The sequence below is a fragment of the Nocardia speluncae NBRC 108251 genome (assembly GCF_001613245.1).
In the GTDB taxonomy this organism is placed as follows: domain Bacteria; phylum Actinomycetota; class Actinomycetes; order Mycobacteriales; family Mycobacteriaceae; genus Nocardia; species Nocardia speluncae.
The window spans coordinates 13,923-34,938 of the sequence record NZ_BDBZ01000041.1; the positions used below are offsets into that span (position 1 = coordinate 13,923).

18 protein-coding genes and 1 pseudogene are annotated in these 21,016 nt (G+C 66.8%); 7 read left to right on the forward strand and 12 right to left on the reverse strand.

What is annotated here, in order from left to right:
- The first annotated feature begins 222 nt into the window (after positions 1 to 222).
- A complete protein-coding gene (gene bluB, locus NS6_RS30235; RefSeq protein ID WP_068049312.1) occupies positions 223 to 855 on the forward strand; it encodes a 5,6-dimethylbenzimidazole synthase in 633 nt (210 codons plus the stop codon).
- A 45-nt stretch (positions 856 to 900) separates the two neighbouring features.
- Here bluB and hpf read toward each other — a convergent pair whose 3' ends face one another.
- The 12 genes and pseudogenes from hpf to cofD all read right to left on the reverse strand — a co-directional run bounded on the left by hpf (position 901) and on the right by cofD (position 14,746).
- The gene (gene hpf, locus NS6_RS30240; protein WP_068049314.1) at positions 901 to 1,620 is read right to left on the reverse strand and encodes a ribosome hibernation-promoting factor, HPF/YfiA family; all 720 of its coding nucleotides are present in this window, start codon (positions 1,618 to 1,620) and stop codon (positions 901 to 903) included.
- Positions 1,621 to 1,809: 189 nt separating this feature from the next.
- Positions 1,810 to 2,442: a ComF family protein gene (locus NS6_RS30245; protein ID WP_068049183.1), complete on the reverse strand. Its 633-nt coding sequence runs from the start codon at positions 2,440 to 2,442 to the stop codon at positions 1,810 to 1,812.
- A 53-nt stretch (positions 2,443 to 2,495) separates the two neighbouring features.
- On the reverse strand, positions 2,496 to 4,310 hold the full coding sequence (gene lpqB / locus NS6_RS30250; protein ID WP_068049186.1) for an MtrAB system accessory lipoprotein LpqB: 1,815 nt from the start codon (positions 4,308 to 4,310) through the stop codon (positions 2,496 to 2,498).
- A 503-nt stretch (positions 4,311 to 4,813) separates the two neighbouring features.
- Positions 4,814 to 6,427, reverse strand: a pseudogene (gene mtrB / locus NS6_RS30255) (MtrAB system histidine kinase MtrB); the annotation flags it as partial.
- A 99-nt stretch (positions 6,428 to 6,526) separates the two neighbouring features.
- Entirely contained in the window at positions 6,527 to 7,204 is a 678-nt protein-coding gene (gene mtrA / locus NS6_RS30260; RefSeq protein ID WP_033243239.1) for an MtrAB system response regulator MtrA, read from the reverse strand.
- Positions 7,205 to 7,282: 78 nt separating this feature from the next.
- Positions 7,283 to 7,954, reverse strand: a complete 672-nt coding sequence (locus tag NS6_RS30265; protein WP_068049189.1) for a dTMP kinase — start codon at positions 7,952 to 7,954, stop codon at positions 7,283 to 7,285.
- A 78-nt stretch (positions 7,955 to 8,032) separates the two neighbouring features.
- On the reverse strand, positions 8,033 to 9,514 hold the full coding sequence (gene ahcY / locus NS6_RS30270) for an adenosylhomocysteinase (protein ID WP_068049192.1): 1,482 nt from the start codon (positions 9,512 to 9,514) through the stop codon (positions 8,033 to 8,035).
- Between the two features lie 239 nt (positions 9,515 to 9,753).
- Positions 9,754 to 10,923, reverse strand: a complete 1,170-nt coding sequence (locus NS6_RS30275) for an alkane 1-monooxygenase (RefSeq protein ID WP_443093658.1) — start codon at positions 10,921 to 10,923, stop codon at positions 9,754 to 9,756.
- 215 nt (positions 10,924 to 11,138) lie between these two features.
- On the reverse strand, positions 11,139 to 11,774 hold the full coding sequence (locus tag NS6_RS30280) for a TetR/AcrR family transcriptional regulator (protein WP_068049195.1): 636 nt from the start codon (positions 11,772 to 11,774) through the stop codon (positions 11,139 to 11,141).
- A 91-nt stretch (positions 11,775 to 11,865) separates the two neighbouring features.
- Positions 11,866 to 12,387, reverse strand: coding sequence for an NUDIX hydrolase (locus NS6_RS30285; RefSeq protein WP_068049198.1), 522 nt, complete (start codon positions 12,385 to 12,387; stop codon positions 11,866 to 11,868).
- Positions 12,384 to 13,742 carry a coenzyme F420-0:L-glutamate ligase gene (locus tag NS6_RS30290; protein WP_068049318.1) on the reverse strand — a complete coding sequence of 453 codons (1,359 nt, stop codon included), beginning with the start codon at positions 13,740 to 13,742 and terminating at the stop codon, positions 12,384 to 12,386. The genes NS6_RS30285 and NS6_RS30290 overlap by 4 nt, the downstream gene beginning before the upstream one ends.
- A gap of 5 nt (positions 13,743 to 13,747) precedes the next feature.
- Positions 13,748 to 14,746 (reverse strand): 2-phospho-L-lactate transferase, encoded by a 999-nt coding sequence (gene cofD / locus NS6_RS30295; RefSeq protein ID WP_084471551.1) that lies wholly within the window; start codon positions 14,744 to 14,746, stop codon positions 13,748 to 13,750.
- Positions 14,747 to 15,258: 512 nt separating this feature from the next.
- Between cofD and NS6_RS30300 the strand changes: the two genes are divergently transcribed.
- From NS6_RS30300 to manA, 6 genes are all read left to right on the forward strand, one after another.
- Positions 15,259 to 15,492, forward strand: coding sequence for a WhiB family transcriptional regulator (locus NS6_RS30300; RefSeq protein WP_084471558.1), 234 nt, complete (start codon positions 15,259 to 15,261; stop codon positions 15,490 to 15,492).
- An 84-nt stretch (positions 15,493 to 15,576) separates the two neighbouring features.
- Positions 15,577 to 16,056: a metallopeptidase family protein gene (locus NS6_RS30305; protein WP_168433861.1), complete on the forward strand. Its 480-nt coding sequence runs from the start codon at positions 15,577 to 15,579 to the stop codon at positions 16,054 to 16,056.
- Positions 16,057 to 16,136: 80 nt separating this feature from the next.
- Positions 16,137 to 16,511, forward strand: coding sequence for a DUF3499 domain-containing protein (locus NS6_RS30310; RefSeq protein WP_081595732.1), 375 nt, complete (start codon positions 16,137 to 16,139; stop codon positions 16,509 to 16,511).
- 470 nt (positions 16,512 to 16,981) lie between these two features.
- Positions 16,982 to 18,358 carry a phosphomannomutase/phosphoglucomutase gene (locus tag NS6_RS30320; protein ID WP_068049326.1) on the forward strand — a complete coding sequence of 459 codons (1,377 nt, stop codon included), beginning with the start codon at positions 16,982 to 16,984 and terminating at the stop codon, positions 18,356 to 18,358.
- Between the two features lie 117 nt (positions 18,359 to 18,475).
- The gene (locus NS6_RS30325; protein WP_068049204.1) at positions 18,476 to 19,675 is read left to right on the forward strand and encodes a S8/S53 family peptidase; all 1,200 of its coding nucleotides are present in this window, start codon (positions 18,476 to 18,478) and stop codon (positions 19,673 to 19,675) included.
- Positions 19,675 to 20,883 carry a mannose-6-phosphate isomerase, class I gene (gene manA / locus NS6_RS30330; RefSeq protein WP_068049207.1) on the forward strand — a complete coding sequence of 403 codons (1,209 nt, stop codon included), beginning with the start codon at positions 19,675 to 19,677 and terminating at the stop codon, positions 20,881 to 20,883. Before NS6_RS30325 ends, manA begins: the two co-directional genes overlap by 1 nt.
- The last annotated feature ends 133 nt before the right edge of the window (positions 20,884 to 21,016 follow it).

Genomic DNA, 21,016 nt, shown 5'->3' on the forward strand with positions numbered 1-21,016 from the left:
CAGTGGCCATATCGGAACGCAGAGATTGCCCTGCCCCGGTCCCGACCCCGAGAGCTGCCGTCCCCGGTAGCAACCGGCGATACCCGGCCGACAGGGTTTCCGCATCCGGTCTCGCCTCGCCGTGGCCGCCGACCTCCGTATCTTGCGGTAGGACGCGAAGAACGCGAACGTCCCCGGCGAGCAGGGCACACCAGCGATACTGACGTGGTGGGTGCTGTGGATATGAGTTTGTACGAGGCGATCCGGACTCGGCGCGATGTCCGCGCCGAGTTCACCGGGGAATCCGTCGACGATGCCGTACTGTGGCGGATCCTCGAGGCGGCGCATTGCGCACCGAGCGTCGGAAACTCTCAGCCGTGGGACTTCGTGCTCGTACGCAATCGCGCCACACTGCGGAAGTTCGCGGCCCATGTCGCGGAGAAGCGGCTCGCATTCGCCCGGTCGCTACCGGCCGAGCGCGCAGCGACCTTCGACCCGATCAAAATCGAGGGGATCGAGGAGAGCGGTACCGGCATAGTCGTCGTCCACGACGACACCCGTGGTGGGCCACATATCCTCGGCCGTGCGTCCGTTCCCGAGACCGGCGTATATTCGACGATTCTCGCAATCCAGAATCTGTGGCTGGCCGCGACTGCGGAACAGATCGGTGTCGGCTGGGTCTCGTTCTACGATGCGCCGTTCCTCACCGAGCTCATCGATCTACCTGCCGGGATCCGGCCGGTGGCTTGGCTCTGTATCGGCCCGGTCACCGAATTCCAGCGCATCCCCGACCTCGAACGTTTCGGCTGGCGGGGCAGGCGGGAGCTTGCCGACGCCGTGCACTACGAGGGCTACGAGGCAGGGCGCGGACAATGAACCAACCGGCCGGCCCGCGCTGGACCGGCCGGTTGTGCTCCCGGCCTACGCGAGCCTGATCAGGCCGTAGTCGAATGCGTGCCGGCGGTACACCACCGACGGCCGATCGGATTCCTTGTCCTGGAAGAGGAAGAAATCGTGACCTACCAGTTCCATCTGGTAGAGCGCGTCGTCGACAGTCATCGGCACGGCCGGGTGCACCTTGGTGCGCACTATATGGCCGGGACCCTCGTACTCGGGATAATCGGCGGCAAAATCCGCCCGCTTCGTACTGTGCGGTGAATGATCGTGAGGGGAACCGGAGAGCTCGCCGGACAGCCTCTCCTCGACCAGATCCGCGGTGGCGTCGTGCACCGAGACGGGGGTTTTCTCACCGTAGTGCACACGCCGCCGATCCTTCGTGCGACGCAGCCGGCTCTCGAGCTTGGCGGTTACCGCCTCGAAGGCGGCGTAGAAACTGTCCGCGCAGGCCTCGGCCCGCACGATCGGGCCCTTACCGCGCGCAGTGATCTCCACCCGCTGGCAGCTCTTGCGTTGACGACGATTGCGCTCGTGGAAGAGTTCCACGTCGAACAGAAAGATCGATGGATCGAAGCGTTCCAGCCGGGACAGCTTGTCCGACACATAGACTCGGTAATGGTCGGGGACCTCGACATTACGCCCCTTGACCACAATATCCGCGCGGGTCTCCCGAGGGCTCTCGAGCTGGTCTTCCAGCTGCGGCTGGGCTGTGTCCTGAACTGAAGGTCGTGAAGATGTCGTCACGCGTACCTCCCGGATCTGGCCGCACACTTCCGACGCGCGCGGCGGGATGAACGTTGCCGGCCGCGTCCCATCAGTCGGCCGGCACTCGAATCGCAGGCCCACCTCCAAACTCCCGGAACTCCGGTGTGTGAACGCGACGGTAGTACGCCGATCCCAGGTTCGCCACTGTTCACGCAAATTTCGGGGGATTCACGCGGCGCAGGTCACCAAGATGTCGTCGACGTATGTCCCGACGGCTGCCAGAGCTCGGGCACACTCCTGCGCCGTGGAGCCTGTTGTCAGCACATCGTCGACCAAGACGACCTGCGCCTTCGCCGCTTCGGCGGGTAGTGGTACCGCACGGATCCGACCGCGTAGATTGCGGTCGCGGTCGCGCGCCGACAGGCCGGCCGAATCGCGGACTCCCCACCAGACTCGCAGACACGGCAACACCTGGCAACCATCCAGCGACCGAGCCGCCGATCGGGCGCACCGCAACACCGGATCACCCCCGCGGCGCCGGGCCGAGACCCGCCGGCTCGGCGAGGGTACAAGTATCAGCGGCCGGCCCGGGGTTCGCAACTCGGCGAGCCCGGCGGCCCACGCCAGTCCGAGCGGCGCCGCCAGGTCGCGCCGACCGCGTTCCTTCACCGCCAGCACTGCCTGCCGCGCAGGTCCGCGATACGGGCTCAGCGCCCAGCACCGCGCTCCTGGATCCCGGCGAGGGTGAATACGCGCCGGTGGGCCCGCCACGCTGCGCGCGCATCGGCCGCACCACAGAGTTCCGGGGCTGCGGCAACCACCGCATTCGGCCGGCAGAACCAGATCCAGGAGTGTCCGCATAGCGGCGAGTGTGCCGCCGGGCACCGACAGACCGGGCCCGACGACCGGCCCTGTCAGCCCGGGAGGATAGGCACCGCGTCCGCGCCGAGCCCGGGAACCTCACGCCAGTACGGATCCCCGCCCTCCGGGGTGCGGGTCAGCTCGAGGACCGCCCGCGAATCCGCCACGTACTGGCGCTCGATGGATGCGGTGACCTGCCGGACCGGCGGGGTCAGATTCCGGCCCCCGAGCGAGGACATACCCGAACCGTCGATCTTGACCGTGCGCACCGGATCCACCGTACCGCTACTGGCGATGATGATCGTATCGTCGCTGTACCAGTCCAGAGCGGTGGCGGTAGTGGGAAGTTCGATCGCAATCTGCCGTGGCGAGGTGAGCGCATACGTGCCATCCGGACGGACCACGACCATGGCGAGGTACACATTGCCGTCGGCGATCAGGGCCGCACTCACCCCGTTACGCGAAATCCGTAGTTCGGTGATCGGCGCCTGCACCGGGATGCCGGAAGCCCCGGCGAACAACTCGGTGGTGTCGACGCCCTGCGGCAGCACCGTGCCGGTTTCCCCATTGGTGACGGCCCGGATCACCCGATTACCGTCGACAACCGCCCAGGCCGCGCTACCGTCCGCGGTCCAGGAAGGACGCGTGATAGTACCGCCCTCTTCTACCGGGAAGGCGTCGCCGCCGTAACTGCCCATCATCAGGGTGCGCTGCGGCTCCGGCGGTTCCCGGCCCGCATCGGCCACCGCAGCGACACGTTTACCGTCCGGCGACAGGCCCACCGACTGCAAATTCTGCACCGTGCCGAAATATCCGGGAGCAGGACGCGGACCGCCGTCCGGTTCGACCTCGACCAGTGTTCCGTCACGGAGGGCACGCAGACCCACCTGGATCTCCGGCCCCACAGAATCGGCCACCGGGCCCAGATCGGTGATCGACCAGCCCCCTTCGGCAAAGCGTTCATCGAAGGGGCGGCCGTCGGCCAGCAGAATGTAGGGACCGAGAACGTCCGCCGCGGACAGGGTCAGCACCACCTGCGCCGCGAAGAGTTCACGGTCGCGCGGAGACAATTCGTCGATACCGGAGAAATCGATCCGCACCCCGCCCAGACCGACCCCTACCCCCACAGGGTCACCGTTGGCCTTGGTGATCGTGCCGCGCACAGCCGCGGGCGGACTCAGATAATTACGCACCACGGGTGCGATGTACGGCTGCGGGCCGGCGATCAGCATATCGATCAGGCGCCGGGTCAGATCGTCCGGCCGCACCGAGATCCAGCGCAGGTCCGGCGCCACATGCCGGCCGTCGGCGGTGACGAAATACAGGGCCTGCCGACGGTAGGACTGGGTGAAAGCGGTGTACTCCATGACCACGCCGTCGGGCAGTTCGTCGATCCGCCATTCACCGTCGACCCGGATCATCTCGATCTTGTGCTCGATGATCCCGTCGACCACATGGTAGGAACCGTCCTCGGCGAGCTCACCCACCTTCCGGGCGCGCAGCACATACGTCGCCTCGTTCTCGGAGCGGGACTCACGCAACGTATCCGCACGCTCGACGATGACATTCGACTCCTCGTCGTTCCACTGAGTGGACGCGGCGGGTGTCATGTACTGCCGGGCCGCGAGATGCCCGTCGGCGGGGTCGGCAGTGGCCTGCAGGAAATCGCGCAGCAGCAGATCCGGGTCGCGGCCGTGCGTCGGCGGCGGCGGTCCCACCGCCGTCGGCTCCTGATTGATGGTGCCCAGCGCCTGCGGCTGCGAGGAGTCCGGCAGGTTCGCGCAACCGGCGACAACCACCATCCCCGCCACGGCGACGACTGCGGTCAGCAGCCGAGACCAGCGTGGGCTTCGATGGCGCACGGTCATGATTTCTGGTCTCCGCTGTCGGTGATCACGGTCGGGGGCACGGGTTCGGCGGAATCACCCGTGGAATCTGTTGCGGACGAAGCGGGCCCATGTGCAGGGCGGTCGATTTCCGCGGCGTCGGGACTTCCCTCGCCCCGGGCGTTCGCTGCCCGGTTGTCACCGGATCCCGCCGCGCCCTGGTCACTCACACCGGGCGCCCGGGGACCGGTCCCATCCCCTGGACCGTCTCCACCAGGAGCTGCCGCACCTGCGCTGCCCTCAGCGGCTTCAGCCGCACCGGAGGCCTCGCCCCCCGGACCGTTCGCACCGGGGTCCTCTCCGGCTTCGTCGGCACCGGGGCCGTTGGCCTCATCAAGCCTGTCGGCACCGGATCCGGCAGGATCCGCAGTGGAAATGCCCTCAGCGGCCGCCCGGCCTGCTTCGGTGGCACCCGCGGGCCGGGGCGCCCACGGCTCCGTCTCGGTCACCGGAGGGCCCAGCTCTACCCGTTCGGCCTCGTTCCGGTCGCCTTCGGCCTGCGGGCGGCGAGGCACTTTACGCATACCCGGTTCCAGTGGCAGCGGGCTCTTGCCCATTTTCTGACCGCGCACGAGTGGCAGGGTCAGCCGGAAACTTGCACCGATATTGGGACGTCCCCAGGCCTCGAGTTTTCCGTCGTGCAGATTCGCGTCCTCCACGCTGATCGACAGCCCGAGCCCCGTGCCACCGGAGCGGCGCATACGCGACGGATCGGAACGCCAGAACCTGCTGAAGACCAGTTTCTCCTCACCTGGCCGCAACCCGATCCCCTGATCCCGGACCACCACTGCCAGCGCATTGGCCTCGGTGTCCCCGCGCATCCGGATCAACACCGGTTTGCCCTCGCTGTGGTCGATGGCGTTGGCCAGCAGATTGCGCAACACCCGCTCCACCCGGCGTGGGTCGACCTCGGCGACCACCGGTTCCTCCGGTAGGTCGATCACCACCTCCACCCCGGCGTCGCGGGCCAGATGCCGCACGGTGGAGATCGCGGCCCGCACACACATCCGGACGTCCAGCGATTCCACCTGGAGTTCGGCGACACCGGCATCGTGGCGCGAGATCTCGAGCAGATCGTTGAGCAGTCCTTCGAACCGGTCCAGTTCGGTCACCAGCAGTTCGGCGCTGCGCGCCAGCGCGGGATCCAGATCGTCGCTGCTGCCGTGGATCAGATCGGCGGCCATGCGCACCGTGGTCAGCGGTGTCCGTAGTTCGTGGCTCACATCCGAGGTGAAGCGGCGCTGGAGATTACCGAATTCCTCGAGTTGGTTGATCTGGTTGGACAGGCTTTCGGCCATTTCGTTGAACGCCTTGGCGAGCCGGGCGATATCGTCATCGCCGCGTACCAGCATGCGTTCCTTGAGTCTGCCGTCGGCGAACCGTCCGGCGATCCGCGCGGCGGACCGGATGGGCAGGACGACCTGGCGGGTCACCAGGGCGGTGATCGCGGCCAGCAGGATCAGCAGCACCGCACCGCCGACCATCATGGTGCCACGCATCAGCGACAGGCTGCGTTCCTCGTTGGCCAGCGGGAAGATCAGGTAGATCTCCAGCGTGGGAACCTCGGCGCTGGGGCTACCCAGGATCAACGCCCGGCCGTGATAGCCGTCCGGATCGTTGACATTGGCGAACTGGTAGCTGACCTGATTGCGCTGCACGAATCGGCGCAGCGAATCGGGCACTTCTTTGATGGGCCCGACCGCGATGAGCTGCTGCGGCGTACCGCCGATCACGCTCAGTGCCGAATCGAAACTGCCCGCGGCACCGCCGGACCGGCTCGATTCACGGCGGCTCGACAGCGATTCCCGGGCATCGGTCAACCGCTGTTCCTGTGTGGTGACATCGTGCACCCCGGCGAGCTGCCCCTCCACCGTATTCCGGACCCGGTCCATCTCCTCGACACCGGCGTTGATCTTGGCATCCAGCAGCCGGTCGGTGATCTGGCTGGTCAGCACCACACCGAGGACGGTGATGACGATCAACGACAGCGTCAGGGTCGAAACGATGACCCGCAGCTGCAACGAACGCCGCCAGAGCAGCCCCAGGGACCTACCGACGTGCTGAAACCATTCGTTCACCGGAGCCAGCACCTCCCGCAGCCGGTCCCGACGCCCACTCCCGCCCGGATCGCGATCTGTGCGGGACCCTTCGTGGTCGCGCAAGTTACCGCCTCCGGGCCCGGAGCCGACGGTAACCGATCACGGCGGACCGGCCTTGTACCCCACACCACGAACGGTCAGCACGATCTCCGGATTCTCCGGATCCTTCTCGACCTTGGCGCGTAGTCGCTGAACGTGGACGTTCACCAGCCGCGTATCGGCGGCATGCCGGTAACCCCACACCTGTTCCAGTAGTACCTCGCGAGTGAAGACCTGCCGCGGTTTGCGCGCGAGCGCCACCAGCAGATCGAATTCCAGCGGGGTCAGCGAGATCTGCGCGCCTTCGCGGGTGACCTTGTGAGCGGGCACATCGATCACGATATCGGCGATATTGAGCAGCTCGGCCGGCTCTTCCTCGGTGCGGCGCAACCGCGCGCGCACCCGCGCCACCAGCTCCTTCGGCTTGAAGGGTTTGACGATGTAGTCATCGGCACCGGACTCCAGGCCGAGCACCACATCGACGGTATCGGTCTTGGCGGTGAGCATCACGATCGGCACACCCGAGTCGGCGCGCAGCACCCGGCATACATCGATACCGTTCATCCCCGGCAGCATCAGGTCCAGCAGGACCAGGTCGGGCCGGATCTCCCGGACCGCCGACAGTGCCTGGGTGCCGTCGCCGACCACGTGCGGGTCGAAACCCTCACCTCGCAGGACGATGGTGAGCATCTCCGCGAGGGCCATATCGTCGTCGACGACCAGAATCTTCGGCTTCATAGTTACTATGTTGTCATCTCCCGGGCTCGTAACGGGTCGCCACGCCATACATGGCGCGTTCCCGCCGGATATCCAACACTAATTCGCTAGCAATGCGGCGAGCCGCGCAGCCAATGCATTCATTTCGCCGGAGCGTGGGCCGGGACCTTGTTCGCCGGGCCGGAAAACCCACCAGGTTCCGTACCAATCGCGCCGAGCGAGATCACGGTACACCGCGGCGGTCCGTTCCTGTAATCCACCGTCACGTTCGTAGGCGTCCAACTCCCGCGTCGCGTCGAGTTCACCGCGCCGGCGGGCGCGTTCGGCCGCAACTTCGACCGGTACGTCCAGCAGCAGCTGCACCTGCGGCACCGGCAGCGCGAACCGGCCGAATTCCAATTCCCCCACCCACCGCACGATTTCCCCGTCGGCGGATTGGCCGAGCCGAGCGGCGTTGTAGGCGGCGTTGGAGGCCACGTAGCGGTCCAGCACAACCAAATCGTTGTCGGCCAGCAATTTCGCCAGATCGTCGGCGGCTCCGGCACGGTCCAGCGCGAACAGAGTGGCCATGGCGTTCACCGAGGCGGCCAGATCCCCGTGCGCGCCGCGCAGCGCTTCGGCGGCCAGATCCGCGTGGACGGAACGGCCGTAGCGCGGGAAGGCCAGCGTCTGCACCCGTAGTCCGCGCTGCTCGAGCGCCGCCACCAGATCGGTGATCAGCGTCCGTTTACCCGCACCGTCGAGGCCCTCCACCGAGACCAGCACACCCATGTGGGCAGCCTACTCGGACACCTGTGCCCGCCTACCGAGGCAGGCGGGCACAGGTGGAGACCGGGAAAGGGTGCCGGATCAGTAGCGGTAGTGCTCCGGCTTGTACGGGCCTTCGACATCGACATTGATGTATTCGGCCTGGTCCTTGGTGAGCTTGGTCAGCGTGCCGCCCAGCGCTTCCACGTGGATACGGGCGACCTTCTCGTCGAGCACCTTCGGCAGGCGGTAGACCTCGTTGTCGTACTCCTCCGGTTTGGTCCACAGTTCGATCTGCGCGATCACCTGGTTGGAGAAGCTGTTGCTCATCACGAACGACGGGTGGCCGGTGGCGTTGCCCAGATTCAGCAACCGCCCCTCGGACAGCACGATGATCGACTTACCGGAATCACCGAACGTCCACAGGTCGACCTGAGGTTTGATATTCAACCTCGTCGCGCCGGATCGTTCCAGGCCCGCCATATCGATTTCGTTGTCGAAATGGCCGATATTCCCGAGAATGGCCTGGTCCTTCATCGCCCGCATATGGTCCAGGGTGATGATGTCCTTGTTACCTGTCGAGGTGATGACGATATCGGCCTCGCCGATGGCCCGTTCCACGGTCACCACGTCGTAGCCGTCCATCAGCGCCTGCAGGGCGTTGATGGGGTCGATCTCGGTGACCTGGACCCGGGCGCCCTGTCCGGCCAGCGATTCCGCGCATCCCTTGCCGACGTCGCCGTAGCCGCAGATCAGCACCTTCTTACCGCCGATGAGGACATCGGTGCCGCGGTTGATGCCGTCGATCAGCGAATGCCGGGTGCCGTATTTGTTGTCGAACTTGGACTTGGTGACCGAGTCGTTGACATTGATCGCCGGGAAGGACAGTTCACCCGCGGCGGCGAACTGGTACAGGCGCAGCACACCGGTGGTGGTTTCCTCGGTGACACCCTTGATGCTTTCGGCGATGGCGGACCACTTGCCTTTGTCGGTCTCGAACCGGTCGCGCAGCAGGTTCAGGAAGACCTTGTATTCCGCGGAATGCTCCTCATCGACCGACGGCACCACACCCGCCTTCTCGAACTGCGCCCCGCGCAGCACCAGCATGGTGGCGTCGCCGCCGTCGTCGAGGATCATATTGGTCGGCTCACCCGGCCAGGTGAGCATCTGTTCGGCCGCCCACCAGTACTCCTCCAGGGTTTCGCCTTTCCAGGCGAACACCGGGGTGCCCTGCGGCTCCTCGACGGTGCCGTGCGGGCCGACCACCACGGCCGCCGCGGCATGATCCTGGGTGGAGAAGATATTGCAGGAGGCCCACCGGACCTCAGCGCCCAGTGCGGTGAGGGTTTCGATCAGCACGGCGGTCTGCACGGTCATATGCAACGAGCCGGAGATGCGGGCGCCTTTCAGCGGCGCGACGTCGGCGTATTCGCGACGCAGGGCCATGAGCCCGGGCATCTCGTGTTCGGCCAGCCGGATCTCCTTGCGGCCGAAATCGGCCAGCGCCAGATCCGCGACCTTGTATTCGACGCCGTTACGGCTGTCGGTGCTCAGCGATGTGCGAGGCATTTCGGAGGTCGTCATCAGCGTGGATCAGCCTTCTCTCGGTTACGGCATGAGCGAGTCGGGCCCGGAAGCGGTCGTGCGCTACCTCCGCCTTCGCTCCGGCCTCCGCGTCAGGAGGTGGACCGATCGGCCAGGCCTCGCTCAGGCCCGATAAACACGGTCTCGATCGCAAGGCTAGCCGGTTCGGCGCGGCCGCGGTCCGGCTGTATCGGTTGGCGCCGGTACCGGGCGCGCGGCGCGCGGCGCACCCGTTGGTTTCAGCCGGTGACCATGCCGGGGCCGGGCGATACCGCGTCCACGGCCTGCCGTTTGCGGGGTGCGAGATTGATCCGGGTGAGGTCGCCGTCGTAGTGCGCGAGCACCCGCTTGTCCATTACCCGGCGCCACAGCGGCGGGATCATCGCGAGGACCACCATGGCCGCGTACCCGGCGGGTAGTTGCGGGGCTTCGTCGGTACTGCGCAGCGTCTGATAGCGCCGGCCGGGGTTGGCATGGTGATCACTGTGCCGCTGGAGATGGAACAGGAAGATATTGGTGACGAGTCGATCGCTGTTCCAGCTGTCGCGCGCTGTGCAGCGCCGATACCGCCCGTTGGGGCGGCGTTCCCGGAGCAACCCGTAGTGCTCGATGTAGTTGACGGTTTCGAGCAGGCCGGCGCCCAGCACCGCTTGCAGCAGCAGGTAAGGCAGGATCTGCCAGCCGAAAACCAGCATCAGCCCCCCGAAGAGCACCACCGTCATCGCCCACGCCTGCAAGATGTGGTTGGCCGGACTCCACCAGCCGGTCCCCCTTCGGCGCAACCGGTCTCGCTCCAGCCGCAGCGCAGAACGGAATCCCCCGGCCACACTGCGCGGCATGAATACCCACAAACTCTCACCGAACCGGGCGCTGGCGGGATCCTCGGGGGTCGCGACCCGGGCGTGGTGGCCGCGGTTGTGTTCGACGAAGAAGTGTCCGTACCCGGATTGCGCCAGGGCGATCTTGGCCAGCCACCGTTCCAGGCGTTCGACCCGGTGACCGAGTTCATGGGCGGCATTGATGCCGATCCCGGAGATCAGGCCGAGGGTGACGGCGAGACCTACCTTGTCGACGATATCGAGTTCGCTACCGGACCACAGGTACCCGGCCAGGGCGAGACCGACCAGCTGGATGGGTAGGAAGAGATACGTGCACCAGCGGTAGTAGCGGTCGTTGGAGAGGGTTTCGTAGTCCTCGTCGCGAGGGTTGGAACCATCGTCGCCGACCAGCAGGTCGAGTAGCGGGATGAGTACCAGGACCATGATCGGCCCGGTCCACCAGAACACCTCGAGACCGGTGTGCAGCACAAGCTGGGAGGGCAGCAGCGCGGTGGCCGGAGCGATCAGACCGAGGATCCATAGATGGCGTTTGGGATCGGCCGACCCGGCCGACTTGCCAACCAAATGCACTTTTGCCCCGCTATTGAAAAACCGAACTTGCAGCGGCCTATATATTCGCAGACCCGGTGTCTTCATTGCGCCGTTGTTCGACCCAAACGTGGTGACCGTTACACGCCGGAACCGCGCCCCGGTGCGCCGTCCTATGGACGGACGTCCGCGAGCCCGCCCCGGAGCAGTTGAAACCGCAGGTCGCGGCGCCTTCTGTTGGTGTCTTACGGCCCGGCTCACCGCGCGGGGATTTCCGTCGCGGGCCGCCCGGCGAGCGCTGCGGCCACATAGGGTCCGAAGACGCGGCCGAGTTCGGCCGGTACGTCGTGTTCCGGCCCGGGTGGGGTGGGGATATAGCTGATCGCCAGCCGGACCAGGGCGTGAGCGAAGGTCTCGGCCTGGCCTCGGGTGAAGGCCACCCAACTGCGCTGCATGACGCTGATGAGCCGCTCGGTGGCGTGCTCGATCAGCGGACCGGCGTCGAGGGTGATGAGGCGGAGCAGGTCCAGTTTGACCTCGCCGAGCACGAGCGATTGCACCAGTGGGTCCTGGGCGGCATCGCGGAAATAGCTTGCGATGCCGTCGCGGATGGAGGCATCGGCGTCACCGATATTGGCGGCCAGCGCTGTCTCCACATGATCGACGAGATCGTCGGCCAAGCGGACGGCGTAAGCCTCCGCCAGACCCTGACGCGAACCGAATTCGTTGTAGAGGGTCTGGCGGCTGACCCCGGTACCGGCCGCCACCTCGGTGAGGGTGATCTTGGACCAGTCCCGTTGCCCGAGAAGGTCACGCATCGTGTCCAGGATGGCTGTGCGCAGCAACTCACGCGCAGACCCCTGGATGAAATTCCGGGATCCGGTGCTCGGCATGGCAGCGACACTGGCACGAACGACCTGTTCGAGTCAAAGTTTCAAGTTCGTTCGATCGGCTGCCGCCCGGCCACCGGGCAGATCACCGGGATCACGGCATGAGCACGACGTCGGCGTCCGGCGGCAGGGCGGCCACCGGCCACCACCGCAGATCGGTGGATTCCGCGCTGCGCACCGGCACCGCACCGGGTGGGGCGGTGATCCGGAACAGCAGATCCAGATGCCGCGTCGGCACACCGAGGGAACAGGTGATCGGATGAGCCTGGGCCGCATAGAGTTCCGGTTCGATGAGCAACCCGTCGATCCCCGATTCCTCGGTGGCCTCGCGCAGCGCAGCCCCCGCCACTGTCTCGTCGCTCTCCTCGCAGTGCCCGCCGAGCTGGATCCAGCGCCCGACCCGCGGATGCAGAGTCAGCAGAACCTCCCGGCCGTCGTGCGAGAAAACCACGGCCGACGCGGTGATGTGACCGGGCACGTGTTCGCGCAGGCATCCGCGTGGCGCCGATCCGAGGAATGCCAGTATCGCCTCGCGCAGCGAGGTCTCGGGACCGCTGCCCGGCTGCCAGGTGGTCAGCAATTCGGTGGCCGAGGCATGCAGAGATTCCACGCTCACCGTTCCACCAGCCCCACCGCCGGGTCGCACGGGGGACGGGGTCCCAGTTCCTCGCGTGGGTGCCCGACGGCTATGGCGCCCAACGGGTTCCAGTCGTCGTCCAGGTCCAGGACGGCACGGGCGACCTCCGGCGCGAAGATGGTCGAACCGATCCAGCAGCTCCCCAGCCCCTCGGCGGCCAGCGCAACCAACAACCCCTGCACCGCGGCGCCCACGGCGACGGTGAACATGGTCTGTTCCGCAGCTCGGCGGCGGTCATCGGGATAGTCGTGAGCGCCGTCCGGCACACAGAACGGGATAATCACCTCCGGGGCGTCGAAGAGTAGGCGCCCGCGGTTCACGCGGCGCTCCACCCGTTCGGCGTCCAGGCCGTCGGCCAGGAGATCGGCACGCCACTTCTCCGCCATCGCGGTGAGCAGCCGTTCGCGCCGGACCCGGTCGCGTAGCCAGACGAACCGCACCGGACGGGTGTGATGAGGTGCGGGAGCCGTCAACGCAACCGCGGTCGCAGCCCGGATACGTTCCGGGTCCACCGGGTCGGCGGTGAAATCACGCACCGAGCGCCGCAGTAGCACCGCCTCTTCCCGGCCGCGCTGCAGGGCCTCGGCCGTACCGAGCCAGAACAGATCGTCGGTTCCCGCACGCACGAGGTCTGTCGCGGTAGAACCGTCGTCGGTGAGCGTCAGACCGCGTACCACCGCCACCGGCACCGCACCCAGTTTGCCCTTCACAAGATCGGCGGCCGCTGCGAGTTCGTCGGCGATCGCGACCTGGGTGACCTGCAGTTCGTTGCCCTGACCGTCGACGGTGCCCGAATAGTCGTGCAGTACACGTAGTCCCGCCGAGCCGATCGCGACATCGGTCTGGCCGTTACGCCAGGCGCGCCCCATAGTGTCGGTGACCACCACCGCCACGTTCACACCGAGCCGGGTCGCCAGTGCCGAACGCAACCCTTTCGCGCTGCCGTCGGGATCGGTGGGAAGTAGGACGAGTTCACCGCGTTCGACATTGGACCCGTCCACCCCGGAGGCCGCCTGCACGATGCCGAGCCGGTTCTCGGTGATCAGGGTACGGCCGCGGCGGGCCACGATCCGCACCGATTCCTGCTCCACCAGCCGCCGCCGCGCCGCGTCACGCTCCTCCGGATCGGTTGGCGCGGCAACGATCCGCCCCTCCGCCTTGGCGACGATCTTGCTGGTGACCACCAGGATATCGCCGTCGACCAGCCACGGAGCGCAGGCGGCGATATGTTCGGCGAGGTCGTCGCCGGGCCGGAATTCCGGCAATCCGGCGATCGGGAGAATACGTACTTCCGCGGCGGCATGATCGGCAATTACCTCGGCGAACGATTCCATACCGGTCACGATTTCACTCCTGCCAGATCAAAGGCCGCGCGCACCATTTCGGCGGTGGCCGGCGGATCGGTCATCAACAGCGGAACGCTGCGCACCTGCACCCCGGGGACATCGGCGGTATCGGTGGTGTGGATCAGCCAGCCGTCGAGAATGCCGGTGGCCGAACGCGCTCCGTAGTGCCTGCCGACCGCCTCCGCGGAGGTCTCCACACCGATCACCGACAGGCATTCGTCGGCCATACCGCGCAGCGGCTTCCCATCGATCACCGGCGAGACGCCGATCACCGGGGCCGCGGTGGTTCGCAATGCGCCCCGAATTCCGGGCACCGAGAGGATGGAGCCCACGCTCACAACAGGGTTCGAGGGGGCCAGCAATACGATATCCGCATCGGCTATGAGTTCGATCACATTTGGTGCCGGCTTGGCTTCGTCGGCCCCGATTGTGGCGAATCCGTGAGTTCGAACGTCGGCGCGATACCGAACCCACCACTCCTGGAAATGGATCGCGCGGCGTTCGCTGGGAGTCTCCGGGTCGCTGATAACAACATGCGTTTCACAGCGATCGTCGGTTGCCGGGATGAGTTCGACGCCTGGTTGCCACCGATTGCACAGCGCCTCGGTAACCGCCGAGAGCGGATAGCCGGCGCGCAACATTTCGGTGCGAACCAGATGCGTGGCGATATCCCGATCCCCCAGCCCGAACCAGTCCGGCTGAGCGTGATATTTCGCCAACTCCTCCTTCGCGTGCCAGGTTTCCCCCAGCCGGCCCCAGCCTCGCTCGGGGTCTATTCCGCCGCCGAGCGTATACATGCAGGTATCGAGGTCGGGGCAAATTCTCAACCCGTGCATCCAGACGTCATCGCCCACATTGACGATGGCCGAAACCTTCGCTTCGGGCAGCAGCTCCCGTACACCCGACAGGAACCGCGCGCCACCGACTCCGCCGACCAGGACGACGATACGGGGGCCATTGGCGGGCCCGATGTCCGCTTGTTGTGAAGTCACATCTGTACACCCTATGCGGCGCCGGAAATAGTGCGTCTTTCGCTATATTTGCCGGTCATTTGCTATTCGGGTCACAAGATCGACTCGGAATGCCGCGCGGGATAGTAACGGAATAGTGACGGTGGCTTGACCATCACACCCGGCGGCGTGTCTAATCACAGACATGTCATTCCGGACGGTGCTGGAAGTTCAAGGCGCGAACGGAAACTCGAACAGATGTTCGAATTGGAATGACGGGCTCGGGGAAGTCCGCGAGACAACATCGCGGAGTTAGGCCGTCGATATGCGTGTGGATCGACGGAAAGAAATCATTCTGCGCTAACACACAGTGAGGAGGCGGAGCGATGGCCGAAGAACTGGCCCCGGCCGGCATTCCGGTGGGTGTATCGCGAACGGATTCCACAGCAGGCGCAGCACGAAGCGTCGCTGCTGACAACGGCTGGGCCGATCGCGATCGGAATGAACGAGAATCAACGCCCCGGCTCAGCCTTATCGTGACCGGTTTCGACGAGATGTTCGACTCCATCGAGGAACAGTGGCAAGAACGCGCATTATGCGCGGAAACCGATCCAGAAGCGTTCTTCCCGGAGAAGGGCGGATCCACACGCGAGGCCAAACGCATCTGCTTGGGATGCGAAGTTCGCGACGAATGCCTGGAATACGCGCTCGCACACGATGAACGATTCGGAATCTGGGGCGGCCTGTCGGAGCGGGAGCGCCGGCGCCTCAAGCGCGGTATCGGCTGACGACACCGCTCGCGTCGGTGCGCCCCGGAGCAGGTAGCCGGGGCGGGCCGTCGCGGTCGGCGATCGATGACTAACGTTCGAGTCATGGCACGTTCCCGCAATCGCAGACCCCCGACCGCCCGGTCGGTGAGCCGCCGCGGTCGCGGCGTGCGCGGGCCCATGCTTCCCCCCACGGTGCCGGCCTGGCGCACCCGCGGCCAGAAATTCGATCGCCTCGTGCTCGAAGCGTTCGCACCACTGGACACCCGCTGGCACGACCGCCTCACCAAACTGGATATCGCTGTCGATGATGTCCCGAAAATCCGTCCGCTACACCCGGATTCGGTCACCTGGCCGGACGAGGTGGTCGCCGACGGCCCGGTCCCGTTATCGCGGCTCATCCCGGCCGGGGTGGACCGGCACGGCACCCCCATCCGCGCACGCGTCGTACTGTTCCGCAAACCCCTCGAATTACGCGCGGGCGACCCGGAGGATCTGGTGGACCTGCTGCGCGAAGTACTGGTCCAGCAGATCGCCACCTACCTCGGCGTCGACCCGGACGTCATCGACCCCGAACCGGAATAGTTGGCATGCGCCGCCGAAATCACAGCGTGTCTGCCCCACCTGTGCCCATGTTGGGGGTTACTCTCATCGACGTGATCTCCATGCGTCGCTGCTGCCGACCCGGCTGCAAGAATCCGGCCGTCGCGACGCTGACCTATGTTTACTCGGATTCCACCGCGGTGGTGGGTCCGCTGGCGACGGTAGCCGAACCCCATTCCTGGGACCTGTGCGGAACACATGCCTCCCGGATCACCGCCCCCAAAGGCTGGGATATGGTCCGGCACGAAGGCGGTTTCGCCACCAGTCCCGACGACGACGACCTCACGGCACTGGCCGAGGCCGTCCGCGAAGCCGGGCTACGCCGTCGCCCGCCCGAACCGGAGCAGCGCGGCTACCGCGAGCACACGCCTCCCCCACGCCCCACCCGCACGGGACGCCGCGGACATCTCCGGGTCCTCCCCGACCCACCGAGCTGATTTCCGGCGCGCCGGACTCGTGTCGCACCTCGGCCACCGGCCTGGCTGCGCCCGTTCACCCCGCGGATCCACATCGATGTCCCCCACGATCGCACCGAATTACCGAGGATCCGTTCGGCGGACCCATGAATCAACATACATACCCAGCGGCGGCGCCGTGTTCGACAGCACGCCTGCGGAATTCGCCCGTCACGGCACCCGGCGCAACCGGCGGCGGCGCTGACCAGCAGCAACGCCCGGCTGTCGAGAACTGCAAGCGGCTCGATGCGACCGGCGGCCGCGCCGAGTACTGCGAAGCCCCGGGCACGCGGCACCTTCGGGAACGGATCCACCGTTCCCGCTGAGAGACTGCTCAGCTCGGGCCGGCCCGCAGGCCGCTGGACAGGGCCAGCCCTCGGGCCGGGAGCCGGCCGGGCCGGAGGCACTGCCATGAATACGGCGCCGAAGAGCCACCTACTAGGGTGGTCACCATGACAGTCGCCCGCCCTGCCGAGTCCGTGAACGCGGTGATCAAGGCCTACGACATCCGCGGCGTCGTCGGGGAACAACTCGATGCCGATTTCGTCCGGGATACCGGTTCCGCGTTCGCTCGGCTCATGCGGGCCGAAGGCGCACGGCGCATCGTGATCGGTCACGATATGCGCGCCTCGTCACCGGAGCTGGTGGATGCGTTCGCCGCGGGCGTGGTGGCCCAGGGGCTGGACGTGGTGCGGATCGGCCTGGCGTCCACCGACCAGCTGTATTTCGCCTCCGGCACACTCGACTGCCCGGGCGCCATGTTCACCGCCAGCCACAACCCGGCCCGCTACAACGGGATCAAACTGTGCCGGGCGCGGGCGCTGCCGGTCGGTCAGGACACCGGTCTCGCCACCATCGCCGAGGAACTCGTCACCGGCGTGCCGGGCTACGACGGCGCACCGGGAACCACGACGGAAACCGACCTGCTCGGTGATTATGCGGTGTTCCTGCGCGATCTGGTGGAGCTCGACGGTATCCGGCCGCTGACCGTCGCGGTGGACGCCGGTAACGGGATGGGCGGACATACCGTTCCCGCCGTACTCGGGGCCCTGTCGCAGGTGACGATCGTGCCGCTGTACTTCGAGCTGGACGGATCGTTCCCCAACCACGAGGCCAACCCGCTGGACCCGGCGAACCTGGTGGACCTGCAGAAACTGGTCCGAGACTCGGGGGCCGACATCGGGCTGGCATTCGACGGTGACGCCGACCGCTGTTTTGTCGTCGACGAGCAGGGTGATCCGGTATCGCCCTCCGCGATCACTGCGCTGGTAGCCGAGCGCGAGCTCGCCGAGGAGCCCGGTGCCACGATCATCCATAATCTGATCACCTCGCGGTCGGTACCGGAGTTGGTGACCGAACTGGGCGGCACCCCGGTGCGGTCGCGGGTCGGGCATTCGTTCATCAAACAGCTCATGGCGGATACCGGGGCGGTTTTCGGCGGAGAGCATTCCGCGCACTACTACTTCCGCGATTTCTGGGGAGCCGATTCCGGCATGCTGGCCGCATTGCATGTGCTGTCCGCCCTCGGTGAGGATAAACGGCCTGTTTCGGAACTGATGGCCGCCTATACCGGGTATGCCGCCTCGGGGGAGATCAATTCGACCGTCGCCGACGCGGCCGGGCGCACCGGTGCGGTGCTCGACGCTTTCGCCGGCCGAGCGGTGGCGGTGGACCGCCTCGACGGTGTGACGGTGCAACTTCCCGATGACGCCTGGTTCAACCTGCGCGCCTCCAATACCGAACCGCTACTGCGGCTCAACGTCGAAGCGCGCTGTCCGGAGGAAGTAGACGCACTCGTGACCGAGATTCTGCGCATCGTCCGCGCCTGACTGGAATAGTGGAAATACACACCGTGGATTCGCCCGTTCCAGGCCCGGTATCCACGATCCGGGCGGTGGCGGCGGCCGAGACCGAAAACAGCGCGATGAGGGGAGGTGCCACGCCCGATGATCGCTGACACCCCGGTACTCGATCTGGACGATGCCGCAATGCTCGAGGCCGCCGATACCGGCGGCGCCCTCCGTTCTGCCGCATCCGGTGGCGCCCAGGTACGGGCCACCGCCGCGGCCGTGGGCGAGAATGCGCTCGCGGGGCTGGCAGGTCTGCGGCCACGCAGTCTGCTGCTGGTCTCCGGCGCCGGCCGGGCCGGCCGCGCGGCGGGCCTGCTGGTGGCCGCACTCGGCGACCGTGCCGGATTGCCGCTGGTTCCGGTCAATACCGTGCCCTCCTGGGCCGGTCCCCTGGACGTCGTACTGGTCAGCGGTGACGACGCCGGGGATCCCCGGCTGATCGATGCCGTGGACCGGGCGGTACGCCGGGGCGCCGAAGTCGTCGTGGCGGCACCGAACGAGGGGCCGCTGCGGGCTGCGGCGGCCGGCCGTGCCGCCGTGCTGGAACCGCGGGTCCCGGTGCTCGACGCCAACCGGCTCCTGCGCTACCTCTCGACCGGCATCGCGGTTCTGCGGATGATCGCTCCCGCCCGGTCGGCCGGTGACCTGCCCGACCTCACCGATCTCGCCGATGTACTCGATACCGAGGCGTTGCGCGACGGGCCCCAGCACGAGGTGTTCCACAATCCCGCCAAGAACCTCGCCGCCCGCACTCAGCAGCGCGGCCTGATCCTGGCCGGAGACAGCCCCGCAACCACCGAACTCGCGATCCATGCCGCGGAGGTCCTGCTGCAGTCCGCGGGCCGCACTGCCACCGCCGTGGACCTGTCCGTCGCCGTGGCCGCGCTCCCCCAACTGGTGGATGCGACCACCGCCGCCGCGCCGGATTACGATCCGCTGTTCCACGACGAGCAGCTCGACGGCCCGCCGCCTGTCGAGAAGAAGCGGATCTTCCTGTGCAGCGCCGATACCGATACTCCGGCCGCGCGGCGCAAACTCGCGCTGTTCGGGGGTGCCGGCGGCGGAACGGTCGACGCCGACCTGATCACAGCCGATATCGAGACGGTCCCGGCGGACCCGTCTCGCGCCGAATCGGGCGAACCGGCCCCGGAACCGCCCACGCATGCCGGCGCGGAGCTGGAACGCCTCGCGGTACTGGCACTGCGCTGGGAAATGACAGCCGCCTACCTGCGGCTCATCGGCGGCCGGGCGGTCTCGGCCGGTGATCCGGACAGGTACGACGGGGGACCCTACTAGTGCACGAACTCGTTGGTGCGTTGCGTTTGTACGCCTGGGGTTCACGCACCGCGCTCGCCGAACTCTGCGGCCGTCCTGTCCCTTCCGCACATCCGGAAGCCGAACTGTGGTTCGGTGCCCACCCCGCCGACCCCGCCTATATCCGTACCGAACGCGGTAAACGCTCGCTACTCGAAGTGGTCTCGGCCGAACCCGGCCGGGAACTCGGTGCCGCCGCGACCCGTTTCGACGGCCGGCTGCCGTTCCTGCTCAAGATCCTGGCCGCCGAGGAACCGCTGTCGCTACAGGCACATCCGAGCGCGCAGCAGGCGGCGGCCGGATTCGCCCGGGAGAACCGCACCGGGGTGCCGCTGGATTCGCCCATGCGCAACTACCGCGATGACAGCCACAAGCCCGAACTCGTCGTCGCACTGGAACGTTTCGAGGCCTTGGCCGGTTTCCGGGATCCGATGCGCACGGTGGAACTGTTCCGCGCCCTGGACGTACCCGAACTCGGGCAATACGCCGATCTGCTCGCCGCGCAACCCGATTCCGACGGCCTGCGAACCCTGTTCACCAGCTGGATAACGCTGCCGAACGCGGTGCTGGACACGCTCCTGCCCGCCGTCCTGGACGGCTGCGTGCGCTATCTGACCAACGCGAGACGCGAATTCGCGCCGGTGGCCCGGACGACCCTCGAACTCGCCGAAAGCTATCCGGGTGACGCGGGTGTGCTGGCCTCGCTGTTGCTGAACCGGATCACCTTGCTACCCGGGCAGGGCTTGTTCCTCGCCGCCGGCAATATGCATGCCTACCTGCGCGGCGTCGCGGTCGAGATCATGGCGAACTCGGACAATGTGCTGCGCGGTGGACTCACCCCGAAACACGTCGATGTGCCGGAACTGCTGAAAGTCCTGGATTTCGAACCTATCGACCTGCCTCTGGTACTACCGGAACCCGCCGGTGACGGTTCGGTGCGCTACCGCACCCCCGCCCCCGAATTCGCCTTGCGCCGCTTCGATATCACCGAGGGCTCGGCGCTGATTCCGCTCACCGACGCCGGCCCCGGCATAGTCTTGTGCACCGCCGGTTCCGCCCATCTGCTCGACGGTATCTCCGAGGTCCGGCTCGACCGTGGTACCGCGGCGTGGATCTCGGCCGCCGACACCGATATCCGCGCCCGAGCGGCCGGCGGTCCGGCCACCCTTTTCTGCGCCTGCGTGGGATGAGACGCTGGGCTCCGATCCCAGGGTCATCGACCTACACCTCCACCGAAATCGGTCGGCGATGCCGCGCGCTCGTGCCCATACCGGCCGGCCCGGACTTCCCGGGAATGCTCACCGCCCCGACACCGAGTCCAGC